The 24,800-nt window shown below is 61.4% G+C and carries 23 protein-coding genes and 1 pseudogene; 12 read left to right on the forward strand and 12 right to left on the reverse strand.

The features are described from left to right. Positions 1-120: 120 nt before the first annotated feature. From hflK (ACZ89E_RS22865) to cfaB, 5 genes are all read left to right on the forward strand, one after another. Complete coding sequence (gene hflK / locus ACZ89E_RS22865; RefSeq protein ID WP_476256507.1) at positions 121-2,082, forward strand: protease modulator HflK; 1,962 nt, start codon at positions 121-123, stop codon at positions 2,080-2,082. Next, positions 2,079-3,119 (forward strand): protease modulator HflC, encoded by a 1,041-nt coding sequence (hflC, locus tag ACZ89E_RS22870; RefSeq protein WP_476256508.1) that lies wholly within the window; start codon positions 2,079-2,081, stop codon positions 3,117-3,119. The genes hflK (ACZ89E_RS22865) and hflC overlap by 4 nt, the downstream gene beginning before the upstream one ends. After that, positions 3,116-4,174, forward strand: a complete 1,059-nt coding sequence (gene hflK / locus ACZ89E_RS22875; RefSeq protein ID WP_463258933.1) for a protease modulator HflK — start codon at positions 3,116-3,118, stop codon at positions 4,172-4,174. Before hflC ends, hflK (ACZ89E_RS22875) begins: the two co-directional genes overlap by 4 nt. Continuing rightward, the gene (locus ACZ89E_RS22880; protein ID WP_476256509.1) at positions 4,171-6,081 is read left to right on the forward strand and encodes a heavy metal translocating P-type ATPase; all 1,911 of its coding nucleotides are present in this window, start codon (positions 4,171-4,173) and stop codon (positions 6,079-6,081) included. Before hflK (ACZ89E_RS22875) ends, ACZ89E_RS22880 begins: the two co-directional genes overlap by 4 nt. 228 nt (positions 6,082-6,309) lie before the next feature. Continuing rightward, entirely contained in the window at positions 6,310-7,494 is a 1,185-nt protein-coding gene (gene cfaB / locus ACZ89E_RS22885) for a C17 cyclopropane fatty acid synthase CfaB (RefSeq protein WP_149659381.1), read from the forward strand. Here the strand turns inward: cfaB and cls are convergent. Further along, positions 7,491-8,930: a cardiolipin synthase gene (gene cls / locus ACZ89E_RS22890; protein ID WP_476256510.1), complete on the reverse strand. Its 1,440-nt coding sequence runs from the start codon at positions 8,928-8,930 to the stop codon at positions 7,491-7,493. The two genes, cfaB and cls, sit on opposite strands and share 4 nt — an antisense overlap. Before the next feature lie 131 nt (positions 8,931-9,061). On the opposite strand from cls, the gene ACZ89E_RS22895 reads away from it, so the two are divergent. Beyond that, on the forward strand, positions 9,062-9,583 hold the full coding sequence (locus ACZ89E_RS22895; protein ID WP_054617102.1) for a DUF3617 domain-containing protein: 522 nt from the start codon (positions 9,062-9,064) through the stop codon (positions 9,581-9,583). A 76-nt stretch (positions 9,584-9,659) separates the two neighbouring features. On the opposite strand, the pseudogene ACZ89E_RS22900 reads toward ACZ89E_RS22895, so the two are convergent. From ACZ89E_RS22900 to folE2, 7 genes and pseudogenes are all read right to left on the reverse strand, one after another. Next, positions 9,660-10,554, reverse strand: a pseudogene (locus ACZ89E_RS22900) (His/Gly/Thr/Pro-type tRNA ligase C-terminal domain-containing protein). Between the two features lie 24 nt (positions 10,555-10,578). After that, on the reverse strand, positions 10,579-11,916 hold the full coding sequence (locus tag ACZ89E_RS22905; RefSeq protein WP_476256511.1) for a dihydroorotase: 1,338 nt from the start codon (positions 11,914-11,916) through the stop codon (positions 10,579-10,581). 2 nt (positions 11,917-11,918) lie between these two features. Then, positions 11,919-12,479 carry a gamma carbonic anhydrase family protein gene (locus ACZ89E_RS22910; protein WP_476256512.1) on the reverse strand — a complete coding sequence of 187 codons (561 nt, stop codon included), beginning with the start codon at positions 12,477-12,479 and terminating at the stop codon, positions 11,919-11,921. Then, positions 12,476-13,351 (reverse strand): metal ABC transporter substrate-binding protein, encoded by an 876-nt coding sequence (locus tag ACZ89E_RS22915; protein ID WP_149659384.1) that lies wholly within the window; start codon positions 13,349-13,351, stop codon positions 12,476-12,478. The genes ACZ89E_RS22910 and ACZ89E_RS22915 overlap by 4 nt, the downstream gene beginning before the upstream one ends. Positions 13,352-13,362: 11 nt before the next feature. Next, positions 13,363-14,229 (reverse strand): metal ABC transporter permease, encoded by an 867-nt coding sequence (locus ACZ89E_RS22920; protein WP_476256513.1) that lies wholly within the window; start codon positions 14,227-14,229, stop codon positions 13,363-13,365. Then, complete coding sequence (locus ACZ89E_RS22925) at positions 14,229-14,897, reverse strand: metal ABC transporter ATP-binding protein (protein WP_476256514.1); 669 nt, start codon at positions 14,895-14,897, stop codon at positions 14,229-14,231. The genes ACZ89E_RS22920 and ACZ89E_RS22925 overlap by 1 nt, the downstream gene beginning before the upstream one ends. Beyond that, positions 14,894-15,793 (reverse strand): GTP cyclohydrolase FolE2, encoded by a 900-nt coding sequence (gene folE2 / locus ACZ89E_RS22930; RefSeq protein WP_463258926.1) that lies wholly within the window; start codon positions 15,791-15,793, stop codon positions 14,894-14,896. The genes ACZ89E_RS22925 and folE2 overlap by 4 nt, the downstream gene beginning before the upstream one ends. A gap of 86 nt (positions 15,794-15,879) precedes the next feature. Here folE2 and ACZ89E_RS22935 point away from each other — a divergent pair, with 86 nt between their 5' ends. Further along, positions 15,880-17,070, forward strand: coding sequence for an N-acetylmuramoyl-L-alanine amidase (locus ACZ89E_RS22935; RefSeq protein ID WP_476256515.1), 1,191 nt, complete (start codon positions 15,880-15,882; stop codon positions 17,068-17,070). Here the strand turns inward: ACZ89E_RS22935 and ACZ89E_RS22940 are convergent. Next, the gene (locus ACZ89E_RS22940) at positions 17,067-17,444 is read right to left on the reverse strand and encodes a glutamine synthetase (RefSeq protein WP_149659389.1); all 378 of its coding nucleotides are present in this window, start codon (positions 17,442-17,444) and stop codon (positions 17,067-17,069) included. The genes ACZ89E_RS22935 and ACZ89E_RS22940 overlap by 4 nt on opposite strands. 189 nt (positions 17,445-17,633) lie before the next feature. Here ACZ89E_RS22940 and zigA point away from each other — a divergent pair, with 189 nt between their 5' ends. Beyond that, entirely contained in the window at positions 17,634-18,839 is a 1,206-nt protein-coding gene (gene zigA / locus ACZ89E_RS22945) for a zinc metallochaperone GTPase ZigA (protein WP_476256516.1), read from the forward strand. Further along, on the forward strand, positions 18,839-19,471 hold the full coding sequence (locus ACZ89E_RS22950) for a DUF1826 domain-containing protein (RefSeq protein ID WP_476256517.1): 633 nt from the start codon (positions 18,839-18,841) through the stop codon (positions 19,469-19,471). Before zigA ends, ACZ89E_RS22950 begins: the two co-directional genes overlap by 1 nt. On the opposite strand, the gene ACZ89E_RS22955 is transcribed toward ACZ89E_RS22950, so the two are convergent. Further along, on the reverse strand, positions 19,468-19,824 hold the full coding sequence (locus tag ACZ89E_RS22955; protein WP_149659392.1) for an NADH:ubiquinone oxidoreductase: 357 nt from the start codon (positions 19,822-19,824) through the stop codon (positions 19,468-19,470). The genes ACZ89E_RS22950 and ACZ89E_RS22955 overlap by 4 nt on opposite strands. A 27-nt stretch (positions 19,825-19,851) precedes the next feature. Between ACZ89E_RS22955 and ACZ89E_RS22960 the strand changes: the two genes are divergently transcribed. Next, on the forward strand, positions 19,852-20,829 hold the full coding sequence (locus ACZ89E_RS22960; RefSeq protein WP_476256518.1) for a CobW family GTP-binding protein: 978 nt from the start codon (positions 19,852-19,854) through the stop codon (positions 20,827-20,829). On the opposite strand, the gene ACZ89E_RS22965 is transcribed toward ACZ89E_RS22960, so the two are convergent. Then, positions 20,813-21,226 (reverse strand): DUF3301 domain-containing protein, encoded by a 414-nt coding sequence (locus ACZ89E_RS22965; RefSeq protein WP_054048264.1) that lies wholly within the window; start codon positions 21,224-21,226, stop codon positions 20,813-20,815. The genes ACZ89E_RS22960 and ACZ89E_RS22965 overlap by 17 nt on opposite strands. A 119-nt stretch (positions 21,227-21,345) precedes the next feature. Between ACZ89E_RS22965 and pdxY the strand changes: the two genes are divergently transcribed. Further along, the gene (gene pdxY, locus ACZ89E_RS22970) at positions 21,346-22,218 is read left to right on the forward strand and encodes a pyridoxal kinase PdxY (protein ID WP_463258921.1); all 873 of its coding nucleotides are present in this window, start codon (positions 21,346-21,348) and stop codon (positions 22,216-22,218) included. Positions 22,219-22,332: 114 nt separating this feature from the next. On the opposite strand, the gene ACZ89E_RS22975 is transcribed toward pdxY, so the two are convergent. Beyond that, complete coding sequence (locus ACZ89E_RS22975) at positions 22,333-22,815, reverse strand: acyl-CoA thioesterase (RefSeq protein ID WP_028620392.1); 483 nt, start codon at positions 22,813-22,815, stop codon at positions 22,333-22,335. 203 nt (positions 22,816-23,018) lie between these two features. Here ACZ89E_RS22975 and ACZ89E_RS22980 point away from each other — a divergent pair, with 203 nt between their 5' ends. Beyond that, the gene (locus ACZ89E_RS22980) at positions 23,019-24,782 is read left to right on the forward strand and encodes a cation:proton antiporter (protein WP_149659395.1); all 1,764 of its coding nucleotides are present in this window, start codon (positions 23,019-23,021) and stop codon (positions 24,780-24,782) included. The last annotated feature ends 18 nt before the right edge of the window (positions 24,783-24,800 follow it).

A 24,800-nucleotide genomic window follows, 5' to 3' on the forward strand; every position in this document is an offset into this window, starting at 1 on the left:
CAAGCGACAGGTTGTGCACCTTTAGATAGAGCGATTTAGAACGGAAATTTCACGCCTTTCGTTATAAGGTAACGAGATGTGACGGGCTTTGACGTCAGCAACGATAAACACTGGGGTGGTATGCAAGTTGATCTTGATGTCGATGGAACTCAAGTAGCCGGGCTGCCGCGCTTTCAGCAGGCGTTGTTCCACGGGCGAAGTTTGCGTCAGTACGCCATCGGTTTGAGCGCTTTGGCGGCGGCTGGGCTGGTACTGGCGTTTTTTGTCGCGCTGTTTGCGCCGCAATCACTGTGGGGCGCGCTGTTGGTCAACCAGAGCGGCGGGTTGCTGGTGCTGGTCGCCGGTTTGCAATCGGCGTGGTGGGTGACGCAATGGCGAGCTCGCGCGATGAATCCGGTGGTGTCGGTGCCGGTGGTTGTAGAAGAAGAAGTGGTCGCGCCGGCAGGTTGGTACGAACGCTTGCTGGACCGGATCGGCCAGCGCTGGGTGCATCTGCTGGGGCAGATCGGTGCGCCGACGTTGTGGCTGGCCGGTTGGAGCGTGCTGACGCTGTACAGCATCGGCCAGGTCTGGAACCTGGCGCTGACCCCCGCAGCGCTGGGCTTGTCCGCCAGTGTCGGCGCGGTGCTGTCGCTGCTGCTGGCGTTCGGTCTGCTGGTGCTGGAACGTCAACTGGCTCAGGAAAACAGCGCCGAATGGCCCGAAGCCGGGGCGTTGGCGCAGCTCACGCGCGTCGCGATTATTGGCTTGGTAGTGAGCGCGCTGTGCCTGCTGTTCGGCAATGAAACCTCAGTCTGGCCGGTACGCCTGGCGGTGCTGATCGGTTTGCTGCCGGGGTTGGTGGCGATCGAATTATTGCTGCGCGCGGTGCTGTCGCTGTTCAGTCCGCAACGGGAACAACTTGAACCGTCATTGCTGGCGCGCAGCTTTGTCGCGGACATGCTGCGTTGGCCGCCACAACCGTTGCTGGCCTTGCAGCACGAATTGCATAACCGCTTCGGCATCGATCTGCGACAAATCTGGGCCTTCACCTATATGCGCCGGGCCTTCTTGCCGGTGCTGGCGGTGGTGGCGATGGTTGGTTGGGCGCTGACCGGGATTCATGAAATACCGCTGCAAGGGCGCGGGATCTACGAGCGTTTCGGCAAACCGGTTGAGGTGTTCGGTCCCGGTTTGCACGCCGGTTTGCCGTGGCCGTTGGGCCGGGTGCTGAGCGTCGAGAACGGTGTGGTCCATGAGTTGGCCACCAGCGGTGAAGCCACCACGCCTGTGGTGCTCGAACCGGCAGAAGGCCCGGCGCCGGCGATTGCCAATCGCTTGTGGGATGCCAGTCATGTGAACGATAAATCCCAGGTCATTGCCAGCAGCCGCGCCGACAAACAGAGCTTCCAGATCGTCAACATGGACGTGCGTTTCGTGTATCGCATCGGCTTGAACGACAAGGACGCGTTGGCCGCGACCTACAACAGCGCGGATGTACCGACGCTGATTCGCAGCACCGCCAGCCGGATTCTGGTGCACGACTTCGCCTCGCGCACCCTCGACGGTTTGCTCGGTGCAGACCGGGTAGGGCTGGGCGAAGAGATCGGTCGCGCCGTGCAGGCTGACCTGAAAAAACTCGACAGCGGCGTGGAAATTCTCGCCACCGTGGTCGAGGCGATTCACCCGCCGGCCGGCGCCGCCAATGCCTATCACGCGGTGCAAGCGGCGCAGATCGGTGCGCAAGCGTTGATCTCGCGTGAGCGCGGTTCGGCAGCGCAAGCCAGCAACCAGGCGCAGATGCAAGCCAGCATCGCCCGCGATCAAGCCACCGCCAGCGCCCGGGAAATCAACGCGACGGCCCAGGCGTCCGACCTGCGCTTCAGTGCCGAACGCAAAGCCTACGCCAGCGCCGGCCAGGCCTTTGTGCTGGAACAATATTTCAGTCAGCTGACCCAGGGCCTGGCCAATGCCAAGTTGCTGGTGCTCGATCATCGCCTGGGCGGCAGCAGCAACGCGCCGACCATTGACCTGCGTACGTTCACGCTGCCGGCTGACCCTGCGTCGCCGCGTAACACCGCTCAGCCAGGAGCCACCCATTGAGCCAGTCGAATACTCACGATCACGATGACCACACTGGCCACGATCACAGCCATGGCGGGCATCACCACGGTCATCATCACCATCACCACGGCGATCCCCAGGAAGCCGGGCCGTTCCCTTGGCGACGCATGGGCTGGGCGGCGTTGCTGGTAGCGTTCGCCATTGCGGCGGCGAGCCTGGTGCAAGTGCGTTCGGGGGAGGCCACGGTGATCACCCGTTTCGGCAATCCGTCGCGGGTGTTGCTGGAACCGGGATTGGGCTGGCGTTGGCCGGCGCCGTTTGAAGCGGCGATTCCGGTGGATTTGCGCCTGCGCACGACGTCCAGCGGTTTGCAGGATGTCGGTACGCGGGACGGTTTGCGCATCATCGTGCAGGCGTACGTGGCGTGGCAGGTGCAGGGTGACCCGGACAATGTGCAGCGCTTTATGCGCGCGGTGCAGAACCAGCCGGATGAAGCGGCGCGGCAGATTCGCACGTTTGTTGGTTCCGCGCTGGAAACCACCGCCAGCAGTTTTGACCTGGCCAACCTGGTGAACACCGATGCCAACCAAGTGCACATCGCCGATTTTGAAGCGCAGTTGCGTCAGCAGATTGATCAGCAGTTGCTCACCACCTATGGCGTGCGCGTGCTGCAAGTCGGCATCGAACGCCTGACGCTGCCCTCCGTTACGCTGACCGCCACCGTCGATCGCATGCGCGCCGAGCGTGAAACAATCGCCACCGAACGCACGGCCATCGGCAAACGCGAAGCGGCGCAAATCCGTTCTGCCGCCGAACGGGACGCGCGCATTGTGCAGGCCGATGCCACGGTGAAAGCCGCCGACATCGAGGCGCAATCCCGGGTCGAAGCTGCACAGATTTATGGCCGCGCTTACGCCGGATCGCCGCAGCTCTACAACTTGCTGCGCTCCCTCGACACCTTGGGCACGATTGTTTCACCGGGCACCAAACTGATTTTGCGCACCGACGCCGCCCCATTCCGGGTGTTGGTGGACGGCCCGCCAAGCCTTGATAACAAGTCCGGGTCGCAGCCATGAATTTGGTTCCACGTGGAACAAATGAGTTAAGCAGCCCCTGGATTCAGGCCGGGCGTCTGGCGTTTTTGGCGCTTTACGCGGTGACGGTGCTGGCGGCTTTGGCGTGGGCATTCTCCAATGTGCGGCAGATTGATCCGCAGAATCGCGCCGTGGTGTTGCACTTTGGTGCGCTGGATCGCATTCAGAATGCCGGTCTGTTGTTGGCGTGGCCGCGTCCGTTTGAGCAGGTGATTTTGTTGCCGGCAGCGGATCGGGTGATTGAGCGTCGAGTGGAAAACCTGCTGCGCAGTGATGTCGCTTTGCAGGCGGATCGGGTGGCGACGTTTGCCACGCCGCTGAGCGATGCACTCGCCGGCTCCGGTTATCTGCTGACCGGTGATGCCGGTGTGGTGCAGCTGGATGTGCGGGTGTTTTACAAAGTCACCGAGCCGTACGCGTTCGTGCTGCAAGGCGAACATGTGCTGCCGGCGCTGGATCGCTTGGTCACGCGCAGCGCGGTGGCGCTCACTGCCGCTCGCGACTTGGACACCATCCTGGTGGCGCGCCCCGAACTGATCGGCACCGACAACAAAGCCGCCGAACGCCGCGAACGCCTGCGCGGTGACTTGGTGCAAAGCATCAATCAACGCCTCGCCGAACTGACTGCGACGGGGCAGGGGATTGGTATTGAAGTCGCCCGGGTCGATGTGCAATCGAGTCTGCCCGGCCCGGCGGTGAATGCGTTCAACGCCGTACTCACTGCCAGTCAGCAGGCCGACAAAGCCGTGGCCAACGCTCGCACCGACGCCGAGAAACTCACCCAGACCGCCAACGAACAAGCCGATCGCACCCTGCAGGTTGCCCATGCCCAGGCCAGTGAACGACTGGCTAAAGCATCGGCCGATACCGCCACGGTATTGAGTCTGGCTCAGGCGCAACAGCAGGGCACCGACCCGCAAATGCTCCTGCGCATTTACCGTGAGCGGATGCCGAAGATTCTCGGTCAGGCCGGCTCGGTGACCACGGTCGATCCGAAAGACGATTCCCGCCTGATCATTCAGGGAGCTGCACAATGACCGCCCAAACCGCCGCCGCACCGAGCATGTTGTCCTCGGCCGAGCAACGCAGCGCCGCGCGCCAACTGACCCTGGCCATGCTTGCCCTGGGCTTGCTCGCGTTGGGGCTGATCTGGCGTTGGGTCTCGCCGGAGCAAACCGGCGTCAGCCAATTGCTGTTGGGTTTTGCCTCGATCCTGGTGGCCGTGCCGGTGATGCGCTCGGCCTGGTACAGCTTGCGTTACCCGAGCCTGCATGGGATCACCGATCAGTTGATTGCCCTGGCGATGCTCGGCGCCTGGGCCACCGGTGATTTGCTCACCGCCGCGTTGCTGCCGATCATCATGATCTTCGGCCACGTGCTGGAAGAGCGCAGCGTGATCGGTTCCCAGGAAGCGATTCATGCCCTCGGCAAACTGACCCGCAGTCACGCGCGCAAAGTGCAGGCCGACGGGGCCATTGTCGAAGTCGATAACGGCACGCTCAAGGCCGGCGACATTGTCGAAGTGCGCGCCGGCGATCGCGTGCCGGCGGATGGCCGTGTGTTGTCCGGTCAGGCGAGCCTCGACACCGCATCGATTACCGGCGAGTCGGTGCCGTTGGAGGCGGTGGTCGGCATGACCGTGTTCGGTGGCGCGATCAACCTCGATGGTTTGCTGCGCATTGAAGTGACCCGCACCGGCAACGAATCGACCCTCGGCAAAGTCATCGCGCTGATGCAAAGCGCCGAACGTTCCAAGCCGCCGATCACCCGTTTGCTGGAGCGTTACGCCGGCAGCTACATGGTGTTGGTGTTGTTGCTGGCGGCGGTGACTTGGTTCGTCACCAACGATGCCCAGGCGATGCTCGCGGTGTTGGTCGCCGCTTGCCCCTGCGCGCTGGTGTTGTCGGCACCGGCCACGGCGATTGCCGGGGTGGCGGTGGCGGCGCGGCACGGGATCCTGATTCGCAGCTCGGCGTTCCTCGAAGAGCTGGCGGACCTGACGTCACTGGTGGTGGATAAAACCGGGACGCTGACCTTCGGCACCTTGCGCCTGCAATCCATCGACAGTCCATTGGAAGATCGCAGCCACGTACTCAAACTCGCGGCCAGTCTTGGCTCGGCGAGCAGTCACCCGGTCAGTCGCGCGTTGGCCAGTCTGGTGACGCAGGAGCATTTCCTGCTGCTCTCGGACATTCACGAGCGCCAGGGGTTGGGCGTGGTGGCGATGACCGAACAGGGCGAAGCGGCGCTCGGGCGTCCGGAGTTGTTCGCACAATTGGGCATCGCCACTTCGGTCGTGCCCGATCACGACGGGCCGATTGCCGGGTTGGCGCTGAACGGTGAATTCCTCGCGTGGCTGCTACTGGCAGACACGATCAAACCGGAAGCACGCTTTGCCTTGAATGAATTGCGCGAGCTGGGTTTGGGACGGCAATTGCTGCTCACCGGGGATCGCCAAAGCGTCGCGCATACCCTGGCCCGCGACGTCGGCATCAGCGACGTCGAAGCCCAGGCCTTGCCCGAAGACAAACTCAATCGGGTGATGACGGAAATCGGCAATGGCTTCCGGCCGATGGTGGTCGGCGACGGCATCAACGACTCCCTGGCGCTGAAGGCCGGCGTCGTCGGCGTGGCGATGGGTGCCGGCGGGGCGGACATTGCACTGGCCTCGGCGGACATCGTGCTGATCGGCAGCGACCTGCGCCGGCTCGGCACTTGCGTGCGTTTGAGTCGCCAGTGCCGGCAGACGTTGCAGGTCAACGTGATCATCGGATTGGGCTGGACCCTGGCAATCGTCGCCTTCGCCGCATTCGGCTGGCTCGGCGCAGCGGGGGCGATGATTGCCGCGTTGCTGCACAACTTGAGCACGCTCTTGGTATTGGGCAACGCCGGACGGTTGCTGCGGTTTCAGGAGCCGCTGCTTAAATTGAAAGATGAAGTCTGATATATCCCCTAAGGGAACGCTCTAAACCAGGAGATATCGGCGCTCTAAACTTTTTAGAACTGTGTGCTCACTTCGTAGTCATCTAGGTGTGGACCATTGGTTTCAGATCACGACGGCGGTTCGAAGCGTCGCGAGCTATATAGAAAAAGGCTATTAAATCGATAGCCAGCTATTTTTCTAGGATGGTCTACCCTCACATCAGACGTCTGAAATAAGGGGGGATTTTCCATGCTCGCGCAACTTCCACCGGCCTTACAGAATCTGCAGTTACCGCTTCGTCTGCGACTCTGGGATGGCCATGAATTCAATCTGGGCCCGACGCCCAGCGTCACCATTGTGGTAAAGGACCCACAGATGGTTACCCAGTTGACCCACCCAAGCCTTGATTCGCTGGGAGCGGCGTTTGTTGAAGGCAAACTTGAGCTTGAAGGCTCCATCAGCGACGTGATCCGCGTCTGCGATGAGTGGAGTCAGGCCTTGCTGGGCGAGGCCGACAGTCAGCCGGTGCGCCTGGCCCACGACAAGGAAACCGACGCCAAGGCGATTTCCTACCACTACGACCTCTCCAATGCGTTTTATCAGCTGTGGCTCGACAGCGACATGGCCTATTCCTGCGCCTATTTCGAAACCGGCAGTGAAACCCTGGAGCAAGCCCAGCAAGCCAAATTCCGCCACCTGTGCCGCAAGCTGCGCCTGCAACCGGGTGACTACCTGCTGGATGTCGGTTGCGGCTGGGGTGGGTTGGCACGCTACGCGGCCCGGGAATTTGGCGCGAAGGTGTTCGGGATCACCCTGAGTAAAGAGCAACTGGCCCTGGCCCGCGAACGGGTTAAAGAAGAAGGCCTGGAGGATTTGATTGAGCTTCAACTGCTCGACTATCGCGATCTGCCCCAGGACGGGCGTTTCGACAAAGTGGTCAGCGTCGGCATGTTCGAACACGTCGGTCATGCGAACCTGGCCGAGTACTGCAAAATCCTGTTCGGCGCGGTGAAGGAGGGCGGTCTGGTGATGAATCACGGGATCACCGCCAAGTACACCGATGGCCGTCCCGTGGGACGCGGTGCCGGCGATTTCATCGAGAAGTACGTGTTCCCCAACGGCGAGCTGCCGCACCTGTCGATGATCTCTGCCGAGATCAGCGAAGCCGGCCTGGAGATCGTCGATGTCGAGAGCCTGCGCCTGCATTACGCACGCACCCTCGACCACTGGAGCGAACGCCTGGAAGACAACCTCGAAGCCGCCGCCAAAGAGGTGCCGCAACAGGCGCTGCGGATCTGGCGCCTGTACCTGGCCGGCTGCGCTTATGCGTTCGCCAAGGGCTGGATCAACCTGCACCAGATTCTCGCGGTCAAAGCGCACCCGGACGGCAGCCATGAACTGCCCTGGACCCGCGACGACATCTACAACCCCTAGAGAATCGGGGAAATAAGCCGGGCGACCCGCATGCCGATCTGTTGCAGGCGGTGGGTCTCCCGGCTTTCTTCTTTGGCGATTTCGTGGGAAACGGCGAAATCGTCGTTGAGCATCTGTTCCACCTCGGCGGCAAACGCGCTGTCGACGGTCAGCAGCATCACTTCGAAATTCAGCCGGAACGAACGGTTGTCCAGATTGGCGCTGCCGATGGCGCTGATTTCGCTGTCGATCAACACCACTTTCTGATGCAGGAAACCGGGTTCATAACGGAACACCCGCACGCCTGCGCGCACGGCTTCGAAGGCGTAGAGGCTGGAGGCGGCGTAGACAATGCGGTGATCCGGGCGCGACGGCAGCAGCAATCGCACATCGACACCGCGCAGTACGGCCAGGCGTAAGGCTGCGAAAACGGCTTCGTCCGGGATGAAATAAGGGCTGGTGATCCATACCCGCTCGGTCGCCGCGTGGATGGCTTCGACGAAGAACAGGGAACAGGTTTCGTAGGAATCCGCCGGACCGCTGGCGAGCAATTGGCAGAGCACGCCGTCGTCCGGGTAGACGTCTGGCAGGATCAGCGGCGGCAAGGTGCGGGCGGCCCAGAACCAGTCTTCAGCAAAGGATTCCTGCATGCATGCCACCACCGGTCCGCTCACTTGCACGTGGGTATCGCGCCACGGCGCCAGGGGCGGTTTCTCGCCCATGTATTCGTCGCCGACGTTGTGCCCGCCGACGAAACCGAGCACACCGTCCACGACCACGATCTTGCGGTGGTTGCGGAAGTTGACCTGGAAACGGTTGAGCCAGCCGCTGCGGGTGGCAAACGCCTTGACCTCGACACCGGCATCACGCAACGGCTGCACGTAACTGTGGGGCAACGAGTGGCTGCCGATGCGGTCGTAAAGCAGGTACACCGCCACGCCTTCGGCGGCTTTTTTCAGCAGCAGGCTTTGCAGGCGCTGGCCGAGTCGGTCGTCGTGGATGATGAAGAACTGGATCAGCACGGCTTCTTTGGCATCGCTGATCGCTTGGAAAATCGCCTCAAAGGTCGCCGTGCCGTTGATCAACAGGCGCACTTCATTGTTCGCCAGGCACGGCATGCGCCCCAGTTTCGGCATCGCCCGCAAGGAGGCGTAGGCATTGGAGGCGCGGGCGGTCAGGGCTTCTTCGACCCACGGACGCCAGTTCAGCTCGGAGATGGCCTTGCGCATTTCCTCGTTGGCCTGGCGCCGCGCCTTGATGTAGCCATCGAAGGTGCTGCGGCCGAAGACCAGGTACGGGATAAGTGTCAGGTAGGGAATGAACAGCAACGACAGGGCCCAGGCGATCGAGCCTTGGGCGGTCCGAACGGTCAACACGGCGTGGATGGCGGCAATCAGGCCCAGCGTGTGCAATAGCGCGATCAGGTATCCGAAAACATGCGGTCCAAAATAATCCATGGGGCAACCTTGCTCCTGAAGATTCAATACGTAACAGACCATGTTCCGTGCAGAATGTCGCTATTTAATTGGCCCATGAACCGAAGCCCGTGGCTGACGTCTAACGGCCACTAATGATCAGGAGTTACTCGATGAACGTTCGTCTGCTGGGTTTGGCCATGGCCCTTGGTTTGTCCCTTCCTGTGGCGGCTCAGGCGCAGATGCTGCAACCGGGTTTGTGGGAATTGACCACGAGCAATATGAAAGTCGATGACCAGAACCTGCCGGATCTGCAACTGATCCTCGGTCAGTTGCAGGGCCAGATGACCCCGGCACAACGGGCGCAGCTGGAGAAGCAGGGCATCACCATGGGCGGCAAAGGGATTCGTGCGTGCCTGACGCAGGCGCAAGTCGCCTCCGACAACATTCCGCTGACCGATCCACAATCGGGCTGCAAGCAGGAAATTACGGATCGCACCGGTAACCAGTGGAAATTCCGCTTCAGTTGCCCGAAAGCGCAGGGTGCGGGTGTGGCGACGTTCCTCAGCGATCGTGAGTTCACCACCAAGGTGAATGGCACGTTCAATGCGACCGGGATTCAGCAGAAGGGCAGTCTGGATACCCGCGCCGTTTGGCTGGGGCAGGATTGCGGGACTGTTAAGCCGAGAGCCTAAAAGCAATCGCGAGCAAGCTTTGCTCCTACGGACGGTGATGTCCGTAGGAGCAAGGCTTGCCCGCGAAGGCGTCCTTTCAAACTCCACAATCTTTAGGGTGTAAAAACCCGCACACCTCATCAATCCGCATCCGCCCGAAATCCTCCCCGCCACAACTGCGCACGCTGACAAACCCCCCGTCCTTTTCCTTCGCTCCGACCACCAGCAGGTACGGCACGTTGCGTTCACTGTGCACGCGAATTTTGTGAGCGATCTTCTCGTTGCGCAGATCCGCATGGGCACGCACGCCACTGCGTCGCAGCTGCTCGGTCACCGACTGGGTGTAATCGATCTGGCGTTCATCGATGTTCACCACCATCACCTGAGGCGGTACTTGCCATTGCTCCAGTTCCTGTTGGGTGGGCCAGCAAGTGCCGTAGATCCGTTGCAGCGACGTGCCTCCGACATGATCCAGGGTAAAAGCTTGCAGCACTCGGGTGGCGGGGACGTGGGGACCCTTGCTCAGGTAGTCGCCGTCGCCCAAGCGGTACACCGAGTGACGTTCTGTCGCAGAGAGTGGCCGCTGTCGAATGGAATGGTTGGTCGCGGCCAGCGTGCGCATCCGCTCCTCAATCGGTGTCAGGTCAGCCACCGTTAACATCCGCTGCAACGCAAACTCATAGAAGAACCCGTCCCCCATTGCCGACCCCTTGAGCAACAGCACGCTGGGTGTGCAGTTGCTTGACCGCCATGGCCAGCATCAGCGCACAGGAACGGCGCAGGATCTCCAGTCCATCGGGCTCCTGAGGCGTGACGATACTGACCCGCGCATCGCCCTGGAGCATGAACCCACAGTCCACCAGCACGCCGTCCACCCGCCCGGCCACAGCCGCTTTGGCCAGCGCGAAACCGATACTCGCCGCCAGTTCGTACACGGACAGCGGCTGATCGTATTCACGCAGAGAGCCGTCGGGCAGGGTGATGTGGATCATGGTCAGGTTCTCGGTACTGGGGTGTTAACGCATGAAGCGCAGGGGCAAACCCTGGCAGCTGTCATGTAGACGATTGGCGTGCCAGGCAATTTGGCCCGACACCAGGGTGGTGCTGACGCTGTAGCGAAAACGATGCTGGGCGAAGGGTGTCCAGCCGCACTGCGAGAGGATCGGTTGCTGGGACACGGCGACGCCGTCGGGCTCGGATTTGATCAGCACCAGGTCCGCCCAATAGCCTTCGCGCAAATACCCTCGGTCGGGAATCGCGAACAGATCGGCGACCCGGTGGCTGGTCTTGGCCACGAGGGTGGTGATGGGCAGCACGTCATCCGCCACCAGTTCCAACAGCGCGGGGAGGGCGTGTTGCACCAGCGGCAGGCCGGACGGCGCCTGAGTGTAAGGCCGTTGTTTTTCGGCCCAGGTGTGCGGCGCATGATCGCTGCCGATCACGTCCAGCCGATTGCTCAACAGGGCTTGGCGCAGCGCGTCACGGTCGGTCTGAGACTTGATTGCCGGGTTGCACTTGATCAGGTTGCCCAGGCTCGGGTAATCGCGATCATCGAACAGCAGATGATGCAGACAGACTTCGGCGGTGATGTGTTTCTGGTTCAGCGGTTTGTCTTCGAACAAGGCCAGTTCGAGCGCGGTGGTCAGGTGCAAAACGTGCAGGCGGGTGCCGTGCCGTTTGGCCAGGTCCACGGCCATTGAGGAGGAACGAAAGCAGGCCTCGGCATTGCGGATCAGCGGATGGGCCTCGGCCGTCAGGTGTTCACCGTACAGCGCTCGCAGGGTGGCCGCATTGGCTTCGATGCTGGGCGTGTGTTCGCAGTGGGCCAGCAGAAGGGTTGGCACTTCAGCGAACAGGCGTTCAAGAATCCGCGGATCGTCCACCAGCATGTTGCCCGTGGACGCGCCCATGAACACCTTCACCCCGGCGACTTCGCAAGGATTGAGCGCGGCCACGGTGTCGAGGTTGTCGTTGCTCACACCGAAGTGAAAGCCGTAGTTGGCCACCGAATTGATCGCGGCGCGGCGCTTTTTATCGTCCAGTGCTTCGAGGGTCAGGGTGGCCGGTTGGGTGTTGGGCATGTCCATGAAACTGGTGATGCCACCGGCCACCGCTGCTCGGGATTCGGTGTAGAAACTGCCTTTGTCCGGCGCCCCGGGATCTCGGAAATGCACCTGGTCGTCGATCATGCCGGGCAGCAGCCATTGGCCCCGCGCATCGATTTCCACGCGCGCGGTTTCGCCTTCAATGCTGCCGGCGATCTTGACGATGCGGCCATTGCTCACCAGCAGGTCGCCGTCAAACACGCGACCTTCGTTCACCAAACGGGCATTGCGAATCAGCACGCTGCTCATGGTCAGAACTCGTTCTGCAGGGCTTTGTAGCCGCGCACCAGATCAACGTTGGTGCGCGCCACATCCTCGGAAAACTCCGAGGCGCTGACGCTCACCGGCGGGAACTGCGAAAGGTCGGTGCCGGGGCCGATTCGCGTAGTGGACGGCACATAGAAGGCCGCGGGCAAGTCCCGGCCGTCGACTACCGAGTTGTGCCGTACCACGCAGCCGTTACCCACCGAACAGTTGAACAGCACGCTGTTGAAGCCGATGAACACCCGGTCGCCGACGGTGCAGGGACCGTGGACGATGGAGCGGTGGGCGATGGAACTGAACTCGCCGATGGTCACCGCCGCGCCGGACTTGGAATGGATCACCACGCCGTCCTGGATGTTCGAATTGGCGCCGATGGTGATTGGCTCCATGTCACCCGAGGCATCGACTTCGTCAGCGCGAATGACTGCATAGGGACCGACGAAGACGTTCTCGCCGATCACCACTTTGCCGCAGATGATCGCGGTTTTGTCCACGTACGAGGACTCCGCAATCACCGGCAGATGACCTGAGGGATTCTTGCGGATCATGGCTTGCTCAACGCGTCGTAGAGGGTGTTGAGGTTGTATTCGAACAGTCCGGCGAAGGTGCTGGCTGGGCCGCTTGCCGCGAGCGCATCGGAGTAAAGAGTGCCACCGATGTGCGCGCCGCTTTCATCGGCAATCTGCTTGAGCAGGCGCGCGTCCTTGATGTTTTCCATAAACACCGCTTTGACCTTCGCTTGGCGAATCTGGGTGATCAACGCTGCGACTTCGGCGGCGGAAGGTTCGCGCTCGGTGGACAGACCCTGGGGCGCCATGAAGTCGATACCGTAAGCCTGGCCGAGATAGCCGAACGCATCGTGGGACGTGACGATCTTGCGGTTACCCGGTGGCAGCGAACCGAGTTTGGCCTTGGCTTCGGCGAGCAGGGCGTAGATCTGTTTCAGGTAGGCCTGGCTGTTGCGCTGGTAGTCGGCTTTGTTGGCCGGGTCGGCGGCGATCAACGCTTTGGTGATGTTGGCGATGTACAACTCGGTGTTCGCCAGGTTGTGCCAGGCGTGCGGGTCGGGAACGGTTTCGCCGTCTTCATCCAGGGAGCGCGGAATTACACCGTGGCTGGCGCTGATCACCGGGGCTTTGGTTTCGGTGCTGGTCACCAGGCGGTCCAGCCACGGCTCGAAGCCGAGGCCGTTCTTGATGATGAGCCTGGCCTTGAGCAGCGCTTTGGCATCGTCCGGGGTCGGCTCGTAGGTGTGGGCATCGGCGTCAGGGCCGACCATGTTGGTGATCTGGATATGCTCGCCGCCGACCTGATGGGTCATGTCGGCGAGGATGCTGAAACTGGTGACTACCTGCAGTTTTTCTGCGGCGGACAGCGACATGGACAGCATCAAACTGAACAGCACGAGTAAAGCGCGCATCGGGAAACACCTCATTGGGATGTGAGCAAAGGCGGGCGGCGCAGCAAGCCGTGCACCGGACCGAACACCACGGACAGCAGATACAAACCCCCAGCCACCAGCACGATGGCCGGGCCGCTGGGCAGCGAGTAGTAGAACGACAGCAGCAAACCGAACCACACCGAGAGGCAGCCGAGCATGGCGGCGATCGCCATCAGCACCGGCAAACGACGGCTCCAGAATCGCGAAGCAGCGGCGGGCAACATCATCAAACCGACCACCATCAGCGCGCCGATGGCCTGGAAACCGATCACCAGATTCAGCACCACGAGCGTCAGAAATACCCCGTGGGCGAGCGGCCCGAGACGGCTGACGGTTTGCAGAAAGAGCGGGTCGAGGGTGTCCAGCAGCAGCGGTTTGTAGATCAGCGCCATGGCGATCAAGCTGAAGCCGGAGACCCAGAGCATGCCGGTCAACGTCGGGCCGTCGACGGCCAACGCCGAGCCGAACAGCAGGTGCAAAAGGTCCAGGCGTTTGCCAGCGATGCCGAGGATCAGGATGCCGCTGGCCAGGGAGATTGGGTAGATCGCCGCGAGGCTGGCGTCTTCCCGCAGGCCGGTGCGGCGGGTGATCCAAGCGGCGAGACCGGCCATGCTCAGGCCGGCGCCGAGGCCGCCGATGGTCAGCGCCGGAAGACTGAGGCCGGCAAACCAGAAGCCTAACGCCGCGCCGGGCAAGATGCCGTGAGCGACCGCATCGCCGATCAGGCTCATGCGGCGCAGGATCAGAAACACTCCGAGTGGCGCGGTGCTGCACGCCAGGACCAGACCGCCAAGCAGCGCCCGGCGCATGAACACGAACTCGTGGAACGGTTGCCAAAGCTGTGCGGCGACAATCATCAAGCCACCTGCGTTTGCGGTTGTTGGCGGATCAGCTCGGTGCTGAGCCCGAGGCTGCAGCCGCTGCTTTTGATCAGCAGGGTTCGGGGGATGTGTTGGCGCACGGCGGCGAGGTCATGGCACACGACCACCAGGGTTCGACCGTTGGCGTGCCAGGCGTGGATGTGTTTCCAGAGCAGTTCCTGGCCAAGTTCATCGAGGGCGGCGTGGGGTTCGTCGAGCAGCAGAAGAGGCGCTTCGGCGAGACTTAAACGGGCGAGCAGGGCGCGTTGTAATTCGCCTCCGGAAAGGGCCATCAATGGGCGATGTTCCAGGCCTGACAGGCACCAGTCTTCCAGCACGGCTTTGAGTTTTTGGCTACGCGCTTCAGGCGTTTGCTTGCTGCTCCAGAATCCGGCGGCTACCAGCTCTTGCAGGCTGATGGGGAATTGTCGGTCCAGGTGTTGTTGCTGGGGCAGGAACGAGAGGCCGCCCTTGCGGGGAACATCCAGCGAGATTTTGCCAGCCAGTGGTTTTTGCAGGCCGGCGATGACTTTCAGCAGGCTGCTTTTGCCTGAGCCGTTGGCGCCGATCACGGCGGTCAGGCTGCCCTTGGGTAGCTCGAAGTCGACGGCCGGCGTGAGCGGTTGACCGGGTGCGCCCCAGCGTAGGGATTGGCAGCGGATCATGTGGCGGACTCCCAGTTCCAGCGACTCTCGGCAACGGCGTCGTGGGCGTGAAGGCTTTCCGCGTGCACAACTCGCAGGTGGATGCCGTTGATGCCGGGGGAGCGTTTCAGGGCGAGGTTCAAGCGTCGCGCGGCGTCTTCGCAGAACATCAGGTTCTGACCGTTGGCCAGGGCAAAGGCTTGTTCGTCGGCGCGTTTCACCGCGGTTTGCACGGCTGTGCCGAGGGCGGCTTCGGCGTCGTTGATGATCGCAATCAACGGTAAGTCGTCGAGGTAATCGTCAAGACGCAGCTGTAAGTGAGCGGTGCTGCGTTGGCTGTGCGGTGTCGCGACGATGCCTTTTGTGGAGCCGAGCCAGGCCAAAACGTCGGCATGTTGCAGGGGTGTGTTGACGAAATCATCGACGAATTGCTGCTGGATAAGTTGGCGCGACAACGCGGCTGAACACGGGCACGTAGAGGAATAAGCCACGTCGATTTTTAGTTCCACGTGGAACATGTCGTTTTTCAATCGCGCTTCGATGCTCACTGGATAGCTTTTCCAGCCCGCCAATGGGCTGATCAGCGCCGGCCTTTTTAACAGCAAGTCAGCGTGAATTTTCAGGTAAGCGCTGGAGGACAATCCTTCATGGCTGTCGAGAAAACGCCGCAACACTTTGCGCAGTAATCCCGGCGTGAGGTTGCCCTGCTCAAGCATTTCCAACGCCAGATAAAGCCGCGACATATGGATACCGCGCGCTTCTCCATCGTCGAGACTGACGCCGGCATCCGCCTTCGCACTCAGCCGTTGGCCATCGAATAAAACAGGAAGAGCAATGCCGCACATGCCCACCCACTCCAGTGGCAGGGCTTGGCGTGAGGCCTGCGCGGCGATATCCGGCAGAGTCAGCGCATTCATGAGCAGGTCCATCGTGGGAGTTGATTTGGCATGTTATATTATTACGTTCAAATCGACGATGCCTTTTTCACGAGCGGGCTTTCACCATGCACAGACGTCACTTGCTCAACTGGATTCTGGCCAGCGCGGCCTTCGCTTTACCCTTTGGTGTTTCGGCCACGCAGATACGCAACGCACGGCTCTGGCGTTCGGATGACAAGTTGCGATTGGTGTTCGATCTGAGCGGACCGGTGCAATTCAAGACGTTTTCCCTGAGCGCGCCCGAGCGGCTGATCATCGATCTGAATGGCGCCAGTCTCAGCGGCGATTTCAGTCAGTTGGTGCTGAACAACACGGTGATCCGTTCCATTCGCTCCGGGCATTACGGGCATGGCGACACGCGGATCGTCCTCGACCTCAGCGAACCGGTGCAGCTCAACAGCTTCCAGCTACCGCCACAGGACGGGCAGGGCCATCGACTGGTGCTCGATCTGAAGACCGCCGCGCCACTTCAAATTGCCGCTGCGCCGATCATCGACAAGGCTCACCCCAAGCGCGACATCATCGTGGTGGTCGATCCCGGTCACGGCGGCAAAGACCCTGGCGCAGTCGGCGCCAAAGGTGAGCGGGAGAAAGACGTGGTGCTGTCGATCGCGCAGTTGCTGGCCAAACGACTGAAACGCGAGAAGGGTTTCGACGTGAAACTGGTGCGCAACGACGACTTCTTCGTCCCGCTACGCAAGCGCGTGGAGATTGCCCGCAAGCACAACGCCGACATGTTCATCTCGGTGCACGCGGATGCAGCGCCACGGCTCTCCGCGTCCGGCGCTTCGGTGTATTGCCTGTCCGAAGGCGGCGCGACTTCGGCCACGGCCAGGTTCATGGCGCAGCGCGAGAACGGCGCGGACTTGCTCGGTGCAACCAGCCTGCTCAATCTCAAGGACAAAGACCCGATGCTCGCCGGAGTGATTCTCGACATGTCGATGAATGCGACCATCGCCGCCAGCCTGCAACTGGGCAGCACCGTGCTTGGTAGCCTCGCGGGCATCACCACGCTGCATCAGAAACGCGTGGAACAGGCCGGATTCGCGGTGCTGAAGTCGCCGGACGTGCCGTCGATCCTGGTGGAAACCGGCTTTATTTCCAACGCTCGCGACAGTCAGCGACTGGTCACGGCGCGGCATCAGCAGGCTGTCGCTGACGGTTTGTTCGAAGGTTTGCAGCGCTATTTCCAGAAGAACCCGCCGATGAACAGCTACATCGCCTGGCAGCAAGAACAGAAAAAAGCCCGGGTCTAGCAGCCCGTTATCCGGCTACAGGTGAACTTGCCACTGCTGCCGCCGGAGCTGGAAAACCGATTGATGGTGGTCCAGCCGACGCGGCGACTGTAGCCGACCCAAGCTTCGCCGTCGGAGGCGAGGCCGGTGAAAAAGGTCAGTTGCCCGTAGCGGCTGCTGGTCTGCGCCCAATAGCGTTTGCCGAGCACTTCAAAGCCTCGCAGGTAGATCGTGCTGCCGACGGTATTGACGCTGTAGGCGTTGCCATCGGGATCGACACACGCGAGCAGATTGGCACTGCGGGTGCAGGTGGCCAGGCTCGGGATCTGTGCCCAGGCATCGGCGGTCATCAATAGCGATAGGCTCAACAGCGCGCACTTCAGGGCGTTTCCCATGGCATTTCTCGAGGAGCGAACGGTTCAAGCATCGTGCCCTTTGTCTTGGCGGACAAGAGGGGAGTGGTTTATTTGTGTTGTTATACTATAACATTAAAAACATACTTGCCCTTGTGCCCCAAGAACGTGAAGAGCTGCGCGAACGCCACAAACGGGCGTCGACCGGCCACATCCTGTGAGGAATACCTGATGCCCCATCGTCTCCCCGTGACCGTCCTGTCGGGCTTTCTCGGCGCCGGCAAGAGTACGTTGCTCAATTACGTACTACGTAATCGCGAAAACCTGCGCGTTGCCGTGATCGTCAACGACATGAGCGAAATCAATATCGACGGCAGCGAAGTCCAGCGCGATGTGAGCCTGAACCGCGCCGAAGAAAAACTCGTGGAAATGAGCAACGGCTGCATTTGCTGCACCTTGCGTGAAGACTTGTTGGACGAGGTCAGCAAACTCGCCAAGGAGGGTCGTTTCGATTACCTGTTGATCGAATCCACCGGCATTTCCGAGCCGCTGCCCGTGGCGGAAACCTTCACCTTCCGTGACGACGAAGGCCAGAGCCTGGCCGACATCGCCCGGCTCGACACCATGGTCACGGTGGTCGACGGCATGAACTTCCTGCTCGACTACCAGGCCGCCGAAAGCCTCGCGTCCCGGGGTGAAACCCTGGGCGAGGAGGATGAGCGTTCGATCACTGACCTGTTGATCGAGCAGATCGAATTCGCCGACGTGATCCTGATCAGCAAGATCGATTTGATCAGCAGCAGCGAGCGCCAGGAGCTGATCGCGATCCTCGAACGGCTCAACTCACAGGCGGAAATCATCCCGATGGTCATGGGCGAAATCCCGCTGGAAAAAATCCTCAACACCGGCCGCTTCGACTTCGAAAAAGCCGCTCAGGCGCCAGGCTGGTTGCAGGAATTGCGCGGCGAGCACGTGCCGGAAACCGATGAATATGGCATCGCTTCCACGGCCTACCGCGCACGCCGGCCGTTTCATCCGCAGCGGTTTTTCAGCTTTATCGATCGCCCGTGGGTCAACGGCAAACTGCTGCGCTCCAAGGGTTTTTTCTGGCTGGCCAGCAAGCACATGGACGCCGGCAGCTGGTCCCAGGCCGGCGGCTTGATGCGTCATGGATTTGCTGGCCGCTGGTGGCGTTTCGTGCCGAAAACCCAATGGCCGCAGGATGAAGAAAGCACTGCCGCAATCATGGAAAACTGGACCGCCAGCACCGGCGATTGCCGCCAGGAATTGGTGTTCATCGGCCAGAACATCGACTTCGCGCAACTCACCGCCGAACTCGATAACTGCCTGCTGACCGACGATGAAATGGCCCAAGGGATCGAGAGCTGGCGCCTGTTGCCGGATCCGTTTGGCCCTTGGCACGAAGAGGCTGCCTGATGCTGACCCTGATTCGGCCAACTCTCCAGCACCACGGCGCCAACCCGAAAGTCCTGACCAAAATCCTCCACGACGACGCCAATCTCGCCGTCTGGCAGCGCCAACTCCCGGTGCACATCGCCGATTTCGCCCGTCTGCTGCTGTCGCTGAACGAGCCCCTGGCCGAATCGCTATCACTGGAACTTGCCAGCGAAGACGCCGAGCCCAACCTGCGCGGATTGGCTTCAGGTTTCAGCGATCTGCAAGGCTACGAAGGTTTTATCACCGACGTCTCCTGGCTGGTCAGTGCCTTCGCCTGTTTGTTGGGCGCCAAGCGCATCGGCCTGCGCCTGCGCGTGCTCGACAAAGCCATGTGCCCACGCTTCCACGTCGATCACGTGCCGGTTCGGCTGATCACCACTTATGCCGGCGTCGGCAGCCAGTGGCTGAAAGAAGGCGCGATGGATCGCCGTCAACTGGGCAAACCGGAAGCAGAACCGCAGTCGCAGATCCAGCAAGTCAGCAGCGGCGATGTGGCGTTGCTCAAAGGCGAGAAGTGGCACGGCAACGAAGGCTTCGGTTTGATCCATCGTTCACCGGAACCGGCGCCCGGCGAGCGTCGGTTGATCCTGACACTCGACTGGCTCGCCTAGGGCTTGAGCCAGTGACCCTGGCTCTGCGCCTCGCAAAACGGCTGTAAATACGCCGCATCGGTGGCCACGCCGTAATAGTGAATATCCTGGCGGTAGGGCATATTGGCGACTTGGGCGTTGTTGCACACCCCGAAAGCGCCGGTGGGGCATTGGTCGACGTATTGCACCTCGACTTTCTGCCCGGGAAGATTCGGCTGGCAGAAGCCGTCAGCGAAGAGTTTTTCCGGGATGTTGCGGTTCTGCTGGCAGACTTTCACGTCGAGTCGTTCCGCCGTGCTATGTACCACGCAGGCCTGGGCCAGCGCCTCGCCCGACACCAGCGCCAACAGCAACGACAATCCCATCAACCGCATTCTCTACCTCCTCAGAAACCTTCGACCATGTTGCAGAACATCCCCACTCATGTCATCGCCGGCCCATTGGGTGCCGGCAAGACCAGCCTGATCAAGCACCTGCTGGCACAGCGGCCGGCGAATGAGCGCTGGGCGGTGCTGATCAACGAGTTCGGCCAGATCGGCCTCGATGCCGCGCTGCTGACCCAGGACGCCGATGGTATCGCACTGGGCGAAGTGGCCGGGGGCTGTTTGTGTTGCGTCAATGGTGCGCCGTTCCAGATCGGCCTTGGGCGGTTGCTGCGCAAGGCGCGACCGGATCGGCTGTTTATCGAGCCCTCCGGGCTGGGGCATCCGGCGCAGTTGCTGCGGCAGTTGAGCGAGGCGCCGTGGCTTGGAGTGCTGGCGGTGCAGCCGTGTGTGCTGGTGCTGGATGCCCAGGCGCTGGCGGCCGGGAAACCGTTGCCGGCGGCGCAACAGGAGGCGTTAATCAGCGCGGGTTTGTTGCTGCTGAACAAGTCAGAACACCTCGATGACACTGATCGTCAGCGAATCAGTGGGCAGTTGCCAGCACGTCGGCTGTATTGGACGCAGCAAGCGGTCTTGCCATTGAGCGAGTTGCCGGGGCTTGAGAGTCAGGCTGTCGCGGGTGTGGATAACTTCGTCGCGCCCAAGGGATTGGCGCAGATGCCGGCCATCTGGACCGACCCCGCGTTCCCCATTTGCTTGAGTCAGGAACAGGAGGGTGGCTGGAGCATTGGCTGGCGTTGGCACCCGAGCCAGACGTTTGATGCAGCGCTCATCGGCAAGTGGCTTGAAAGCCTTGCCTGGCGGCGGGCGAAGCTGGTTATCCACAGTGACGGTGGTTGGATTTCAGCGAATGCGGTGGATAACTCGGCGTTGGAGTGGCGGCCGAGCGAATGGCGTCAGGATTCGCGGATTGAGCTGATTTTTAGCGAGCCGCAGGATGTAGATACATTGCAACGAGCGCTTGCCGACTGCCGGACAATCAAGGCCGCCACTTAGTGTGTTCCTGCCGCCACTGGCTCATCTCAATCACTTCACCCCGCGGCTTCACCACCTCAACTACCGGCGGCGTGTCGTCAAACGGCATCGGGTAGGGCGCCAGTTCAATCTGCGCGCTGTGCGCACCGAATTGGGTGATGGTCCCGGTATGGCGGGTTTCGCCGGTCACGGTGAATTCGAAGTTATACACACGCGCCAACCGTCGACGACCGTTCGCATCTTTGATAAAACCGATTTTTTTCAGCGCCACGTTGCCGTCGAGCAACTCGATCTCGAGCTTGGCGCAATGCTGCTTGACCCGCTCCAGCGCGCGCTCGCGCAAGCCGTGGTTGTGCCACAGCCATGCGGCGCCGGTGGCGAGCAGCATTAGCACGAAGATATTTCCGAGGGTCAGCATCAACAAAGTGCTCCAACAAGATAGTGCCAGCTTAACTGTGTCGCCGGTCTGTCGTACAGGCTGTGTTTAGTCGCATACTGCGCGGCTCGAATTTCAATCGTTTTACGGAAACTCACCGCATGAAACGTACGCCCCATCTGCTCGCCATCCAGTCCCACGTGGTGTTCGGCCACGCTGGCAACAGCGCCGCGGTTTTCCCGATGCAGCGGGTCGGGGTGAATGTCTGGCCGCTCAACACCGTGCAATTCTCCAACCACACGCAATACGGGCAGTGGGCGGGGGAAATTCTGCCGCCGCACCAGATCCCGGAGCTGGTGGAAGGCATCGCCGCGATCGGTGAACTGGGCAACTGCGATGCGGTGCTGTCCGGTTACCTTGGCAGTGCGGCCCAGGGCCGGGCGATCCTTACTGGCGTGGCACGGATCAAGTCGGTCAACCCGAAGGCGTTGTACCTGTGCGACCCGGTAATGGGCCATCCGGAGAAGGGTTGCAGCGTACCGGCCGAGGTCAGCGACTTCCTGCTGGAGGAAGCCGCCGCCGTGGCGGACTTCATGTGCCCGAATCAGCTGGAGCTGGACAGCTTCTCGGGGCGCAAGCCGCAGTCGTTGTTCGATTGCCTGGCCATGGCGCGAGCGCTGTTGGCGCGCGGTCCGAAGGCAGTACTGGTCAAGCATCTGGACTATCCCGGCAAACCGGAAGAAGTGTTCGAGATGCTGCTGGTGACCGCTGAGGGCAGTTGGCATTTGCGTCGGCCGTTGTTGGCGTTTCCGCGTCAGCCGGTAGGGGTCGGTGACCTGACGTCCGGGCTGTTCCTGGCCCGCGTGCTGTTGGGGGACAGCCTGGTGGCGGCGTTCGAATTCACCGCGGCCGCGGTGCATGAAGTGCTGCTGGAAACCCAGGCCTGCGCCAGCTATGAGCTGGAACTGGTGCGGGCGCAGGACCGGATCGCGCATCCGCGGGTGCGGTTCGAGGCGACGCCGATCAGCCTTTAAAAGCTTCGCGGGCAAGCCTCGCTCCTACAGGTTTGGGTTGATCACACATCATGTGTACGACGCAAATCCGTAGGAGCGAAGCTTGCCCGCGAAAGCGATCTCAAGCCAAACGCTTCAGACGTCGCCCTTGATCTCCTGATAGCGCTTTTCCAGTTCCTGACGAATCTGCCGACGCTGCTGAGCCTGGATGAAGCGGCGCTTGTCCTCGCTGTTCTGCGGTTGCAGCGGCGGGACGACGGCCGGTTTGCGCTGGTCATCCACCGCGACCATGGTGAAGAAGCAACTGTTGGTGTGGCGCACCGAGCGCTCGCGAATGTTTTCGGTCACCACCTTGATACCCACCTCCATCGAGGTGTTGCCGGTGTAGTTGACCGACGCCAGGAAGGTCACCAACTCGCCGACATGAATCGGCTCGCGGAAAATCACCTGGTCCACCGACAAGGTCACCACGTAGCGGCCGGCATAACGGCTGGCGCAGGCGTAGGCCACTTCGTCGAGGTATTTGAGCAGGGTGCCGCCGTGGACATTGCCAGAGAAGTTGGCCATGTCGGGGGTCATCAATACCGTCATCGACAGTTGGGCGTTTCCGGGTTCCATAGCGTTCTCACGGGTCAAGGCAGGATTTCGGGAGCGCACCTCTGCGGGTGCGTGGTCGGCTTTTCAAAACCAACAGTTATCGGGACGCCGGGCAGGGGGCTGCCGTCACGCGCGGATCGATCTGTTTCCATATATTGCACCGCCTTTCTGCCGGAAGTCGCGGTGTTACGCTCCGGGAAGTCGATTTCAAGGAGCCCCATACCATGCATGCCATCAGTTTCATCCAGGATCTGGCAGTGATCATGTTGGTCGCAGGTGTGGTGACCGTGCTCTTTCACCGGTTCAAGCAACCGGTGGTCCTCGGCTACATCGTCGCCGGTTTCATCATCGGCCCGCACACCCCGCCGTTCGGCCTGATCCACGACGAAGAGACGATCAAGACCCTCGCCGAACTCGGAGTGATCTTCCTGATGTTCTGCCTGGGCCTGGAGTTCAGCCTGCGCAAGCTGTTCAAGGTCGGGGCCACGGCGTTTATCGCGGCGTTCCTGGAAATCGTGCTGATGATCTGGATCGGCTACGAAATCGGCCGCTGGTTTGACTGGAACACCATGGATTCGCTGTTCCTCGGGGCGATCCTGGCGATTTCCTCGACCACCATCATCGTCAAGGCCCTCAACGATCTGAAGATGAAGAACGAGCGCTTCGCCCAGTTGATCTTCGGCGTGCTGATTGTCGAAGACATTCTCGGCATCGGCATCATCGCCTTGCTGTCGAGCATCGCCGTCAGCGGTACCGTCAGCTCGGGCGAAGTGTTCTCCACTGTCGGCAAACTCTCGCTGTTCATGATCGTCGCACTGGTCATCGGCATCCTGCTGGTGCCACGCCTGTTGGCCTACGTGGCCAAGTTCGAAAGCAACGAGATGCTGTTGATCACCGTGCTGGGCTTGTGTTTCGGCTTCTGCCTGCTGGTGGTCAAACTCGAATACAGCATGGTCCTCGGCGCCTTCCTGATTGGGGCGATCATGGCCGAATCCCGGCAGTTACTGAAGATCGAACGCCTGATCGAGCCGGTTCGCGACCTGTTCAGCGCGATCTTCTTCGTGGCCATCGGGCTGATGCTCGACCCGCTGATCCTGCTGCAATACGCCTGGCCGATCGCGGTGATCACTGTGGCCGTGGTGTTGGGCAAGATGTTGTCCTGCGGCCTCGGCGCCTTTATCGCCGGCAATGACGGACGTACCTCACTGCGGGTCGGGATGGGTCTGTCACAGATTGGCGAATTTTCCTTCATCATCGCCGCGTTGGGCATGACGTTGCAGGTCACCAGCAATTTCCTCTATCCAGTGGCCGTGGCGGTGTCGGTGATTACCACGTTGCTGACGCCCTACCTGATCCGCGCCGCCGACCCACTGTCGATCAAGCTGGCGGCGGTCATGCCGGGGCGCCTGAGCCGCGTGCTGGGGATGTATGGCGAATGGCTGCGCAGCATTCAGCCGCAAGGCGAGGGCGCACTGCTGGCGTCGATGATTCGGCGGATTCTGTTGCAGGTGGGGGTCAATCTGGCGCTGGTGATCGCGATCTTCTTTTCGGGCGCGTTTTTCGCCGAGCGCATGTCGGAGTACCTGCAAGCCTGGATCAGCGAGCCGAGCTGGCAAAAAGCGTTGATCTGGGGTGGGGCATTGCTGTTGTCGCTGCCCTTCCTGATCGCCGCCTATCGCAAGCTCAAGGCGCTGTCGATGCTGCTGGCGGAGATGGGCGTGAAGCCGGAGATGGCGGGCCGTCACACGCAGCGAGTGCGCCGGGTGATCGCCGAAGTGATCCCGATCCTCTCGCTGCTGGTGATTTTCCTGCTGCTGGCAGCCTTGTCGGCCAGTATTCTGCCGACCAACAAGTTGCTGGTGCTGATCGCCGTGGTCACGGCCGCCGTAGCGGCGCTGCTCTGGCGCTGGTTCATCCGCGTGCACACGCGCATGCAGGTGGCCTTGCTGGAAACCTTGGACAACCACAAGGAATCGTCCGGGCATTGACCGGCGGGGGGCTCCGGG

This window comes from Pseudomonas sp. TE3899, assembly GCF_056279105.1.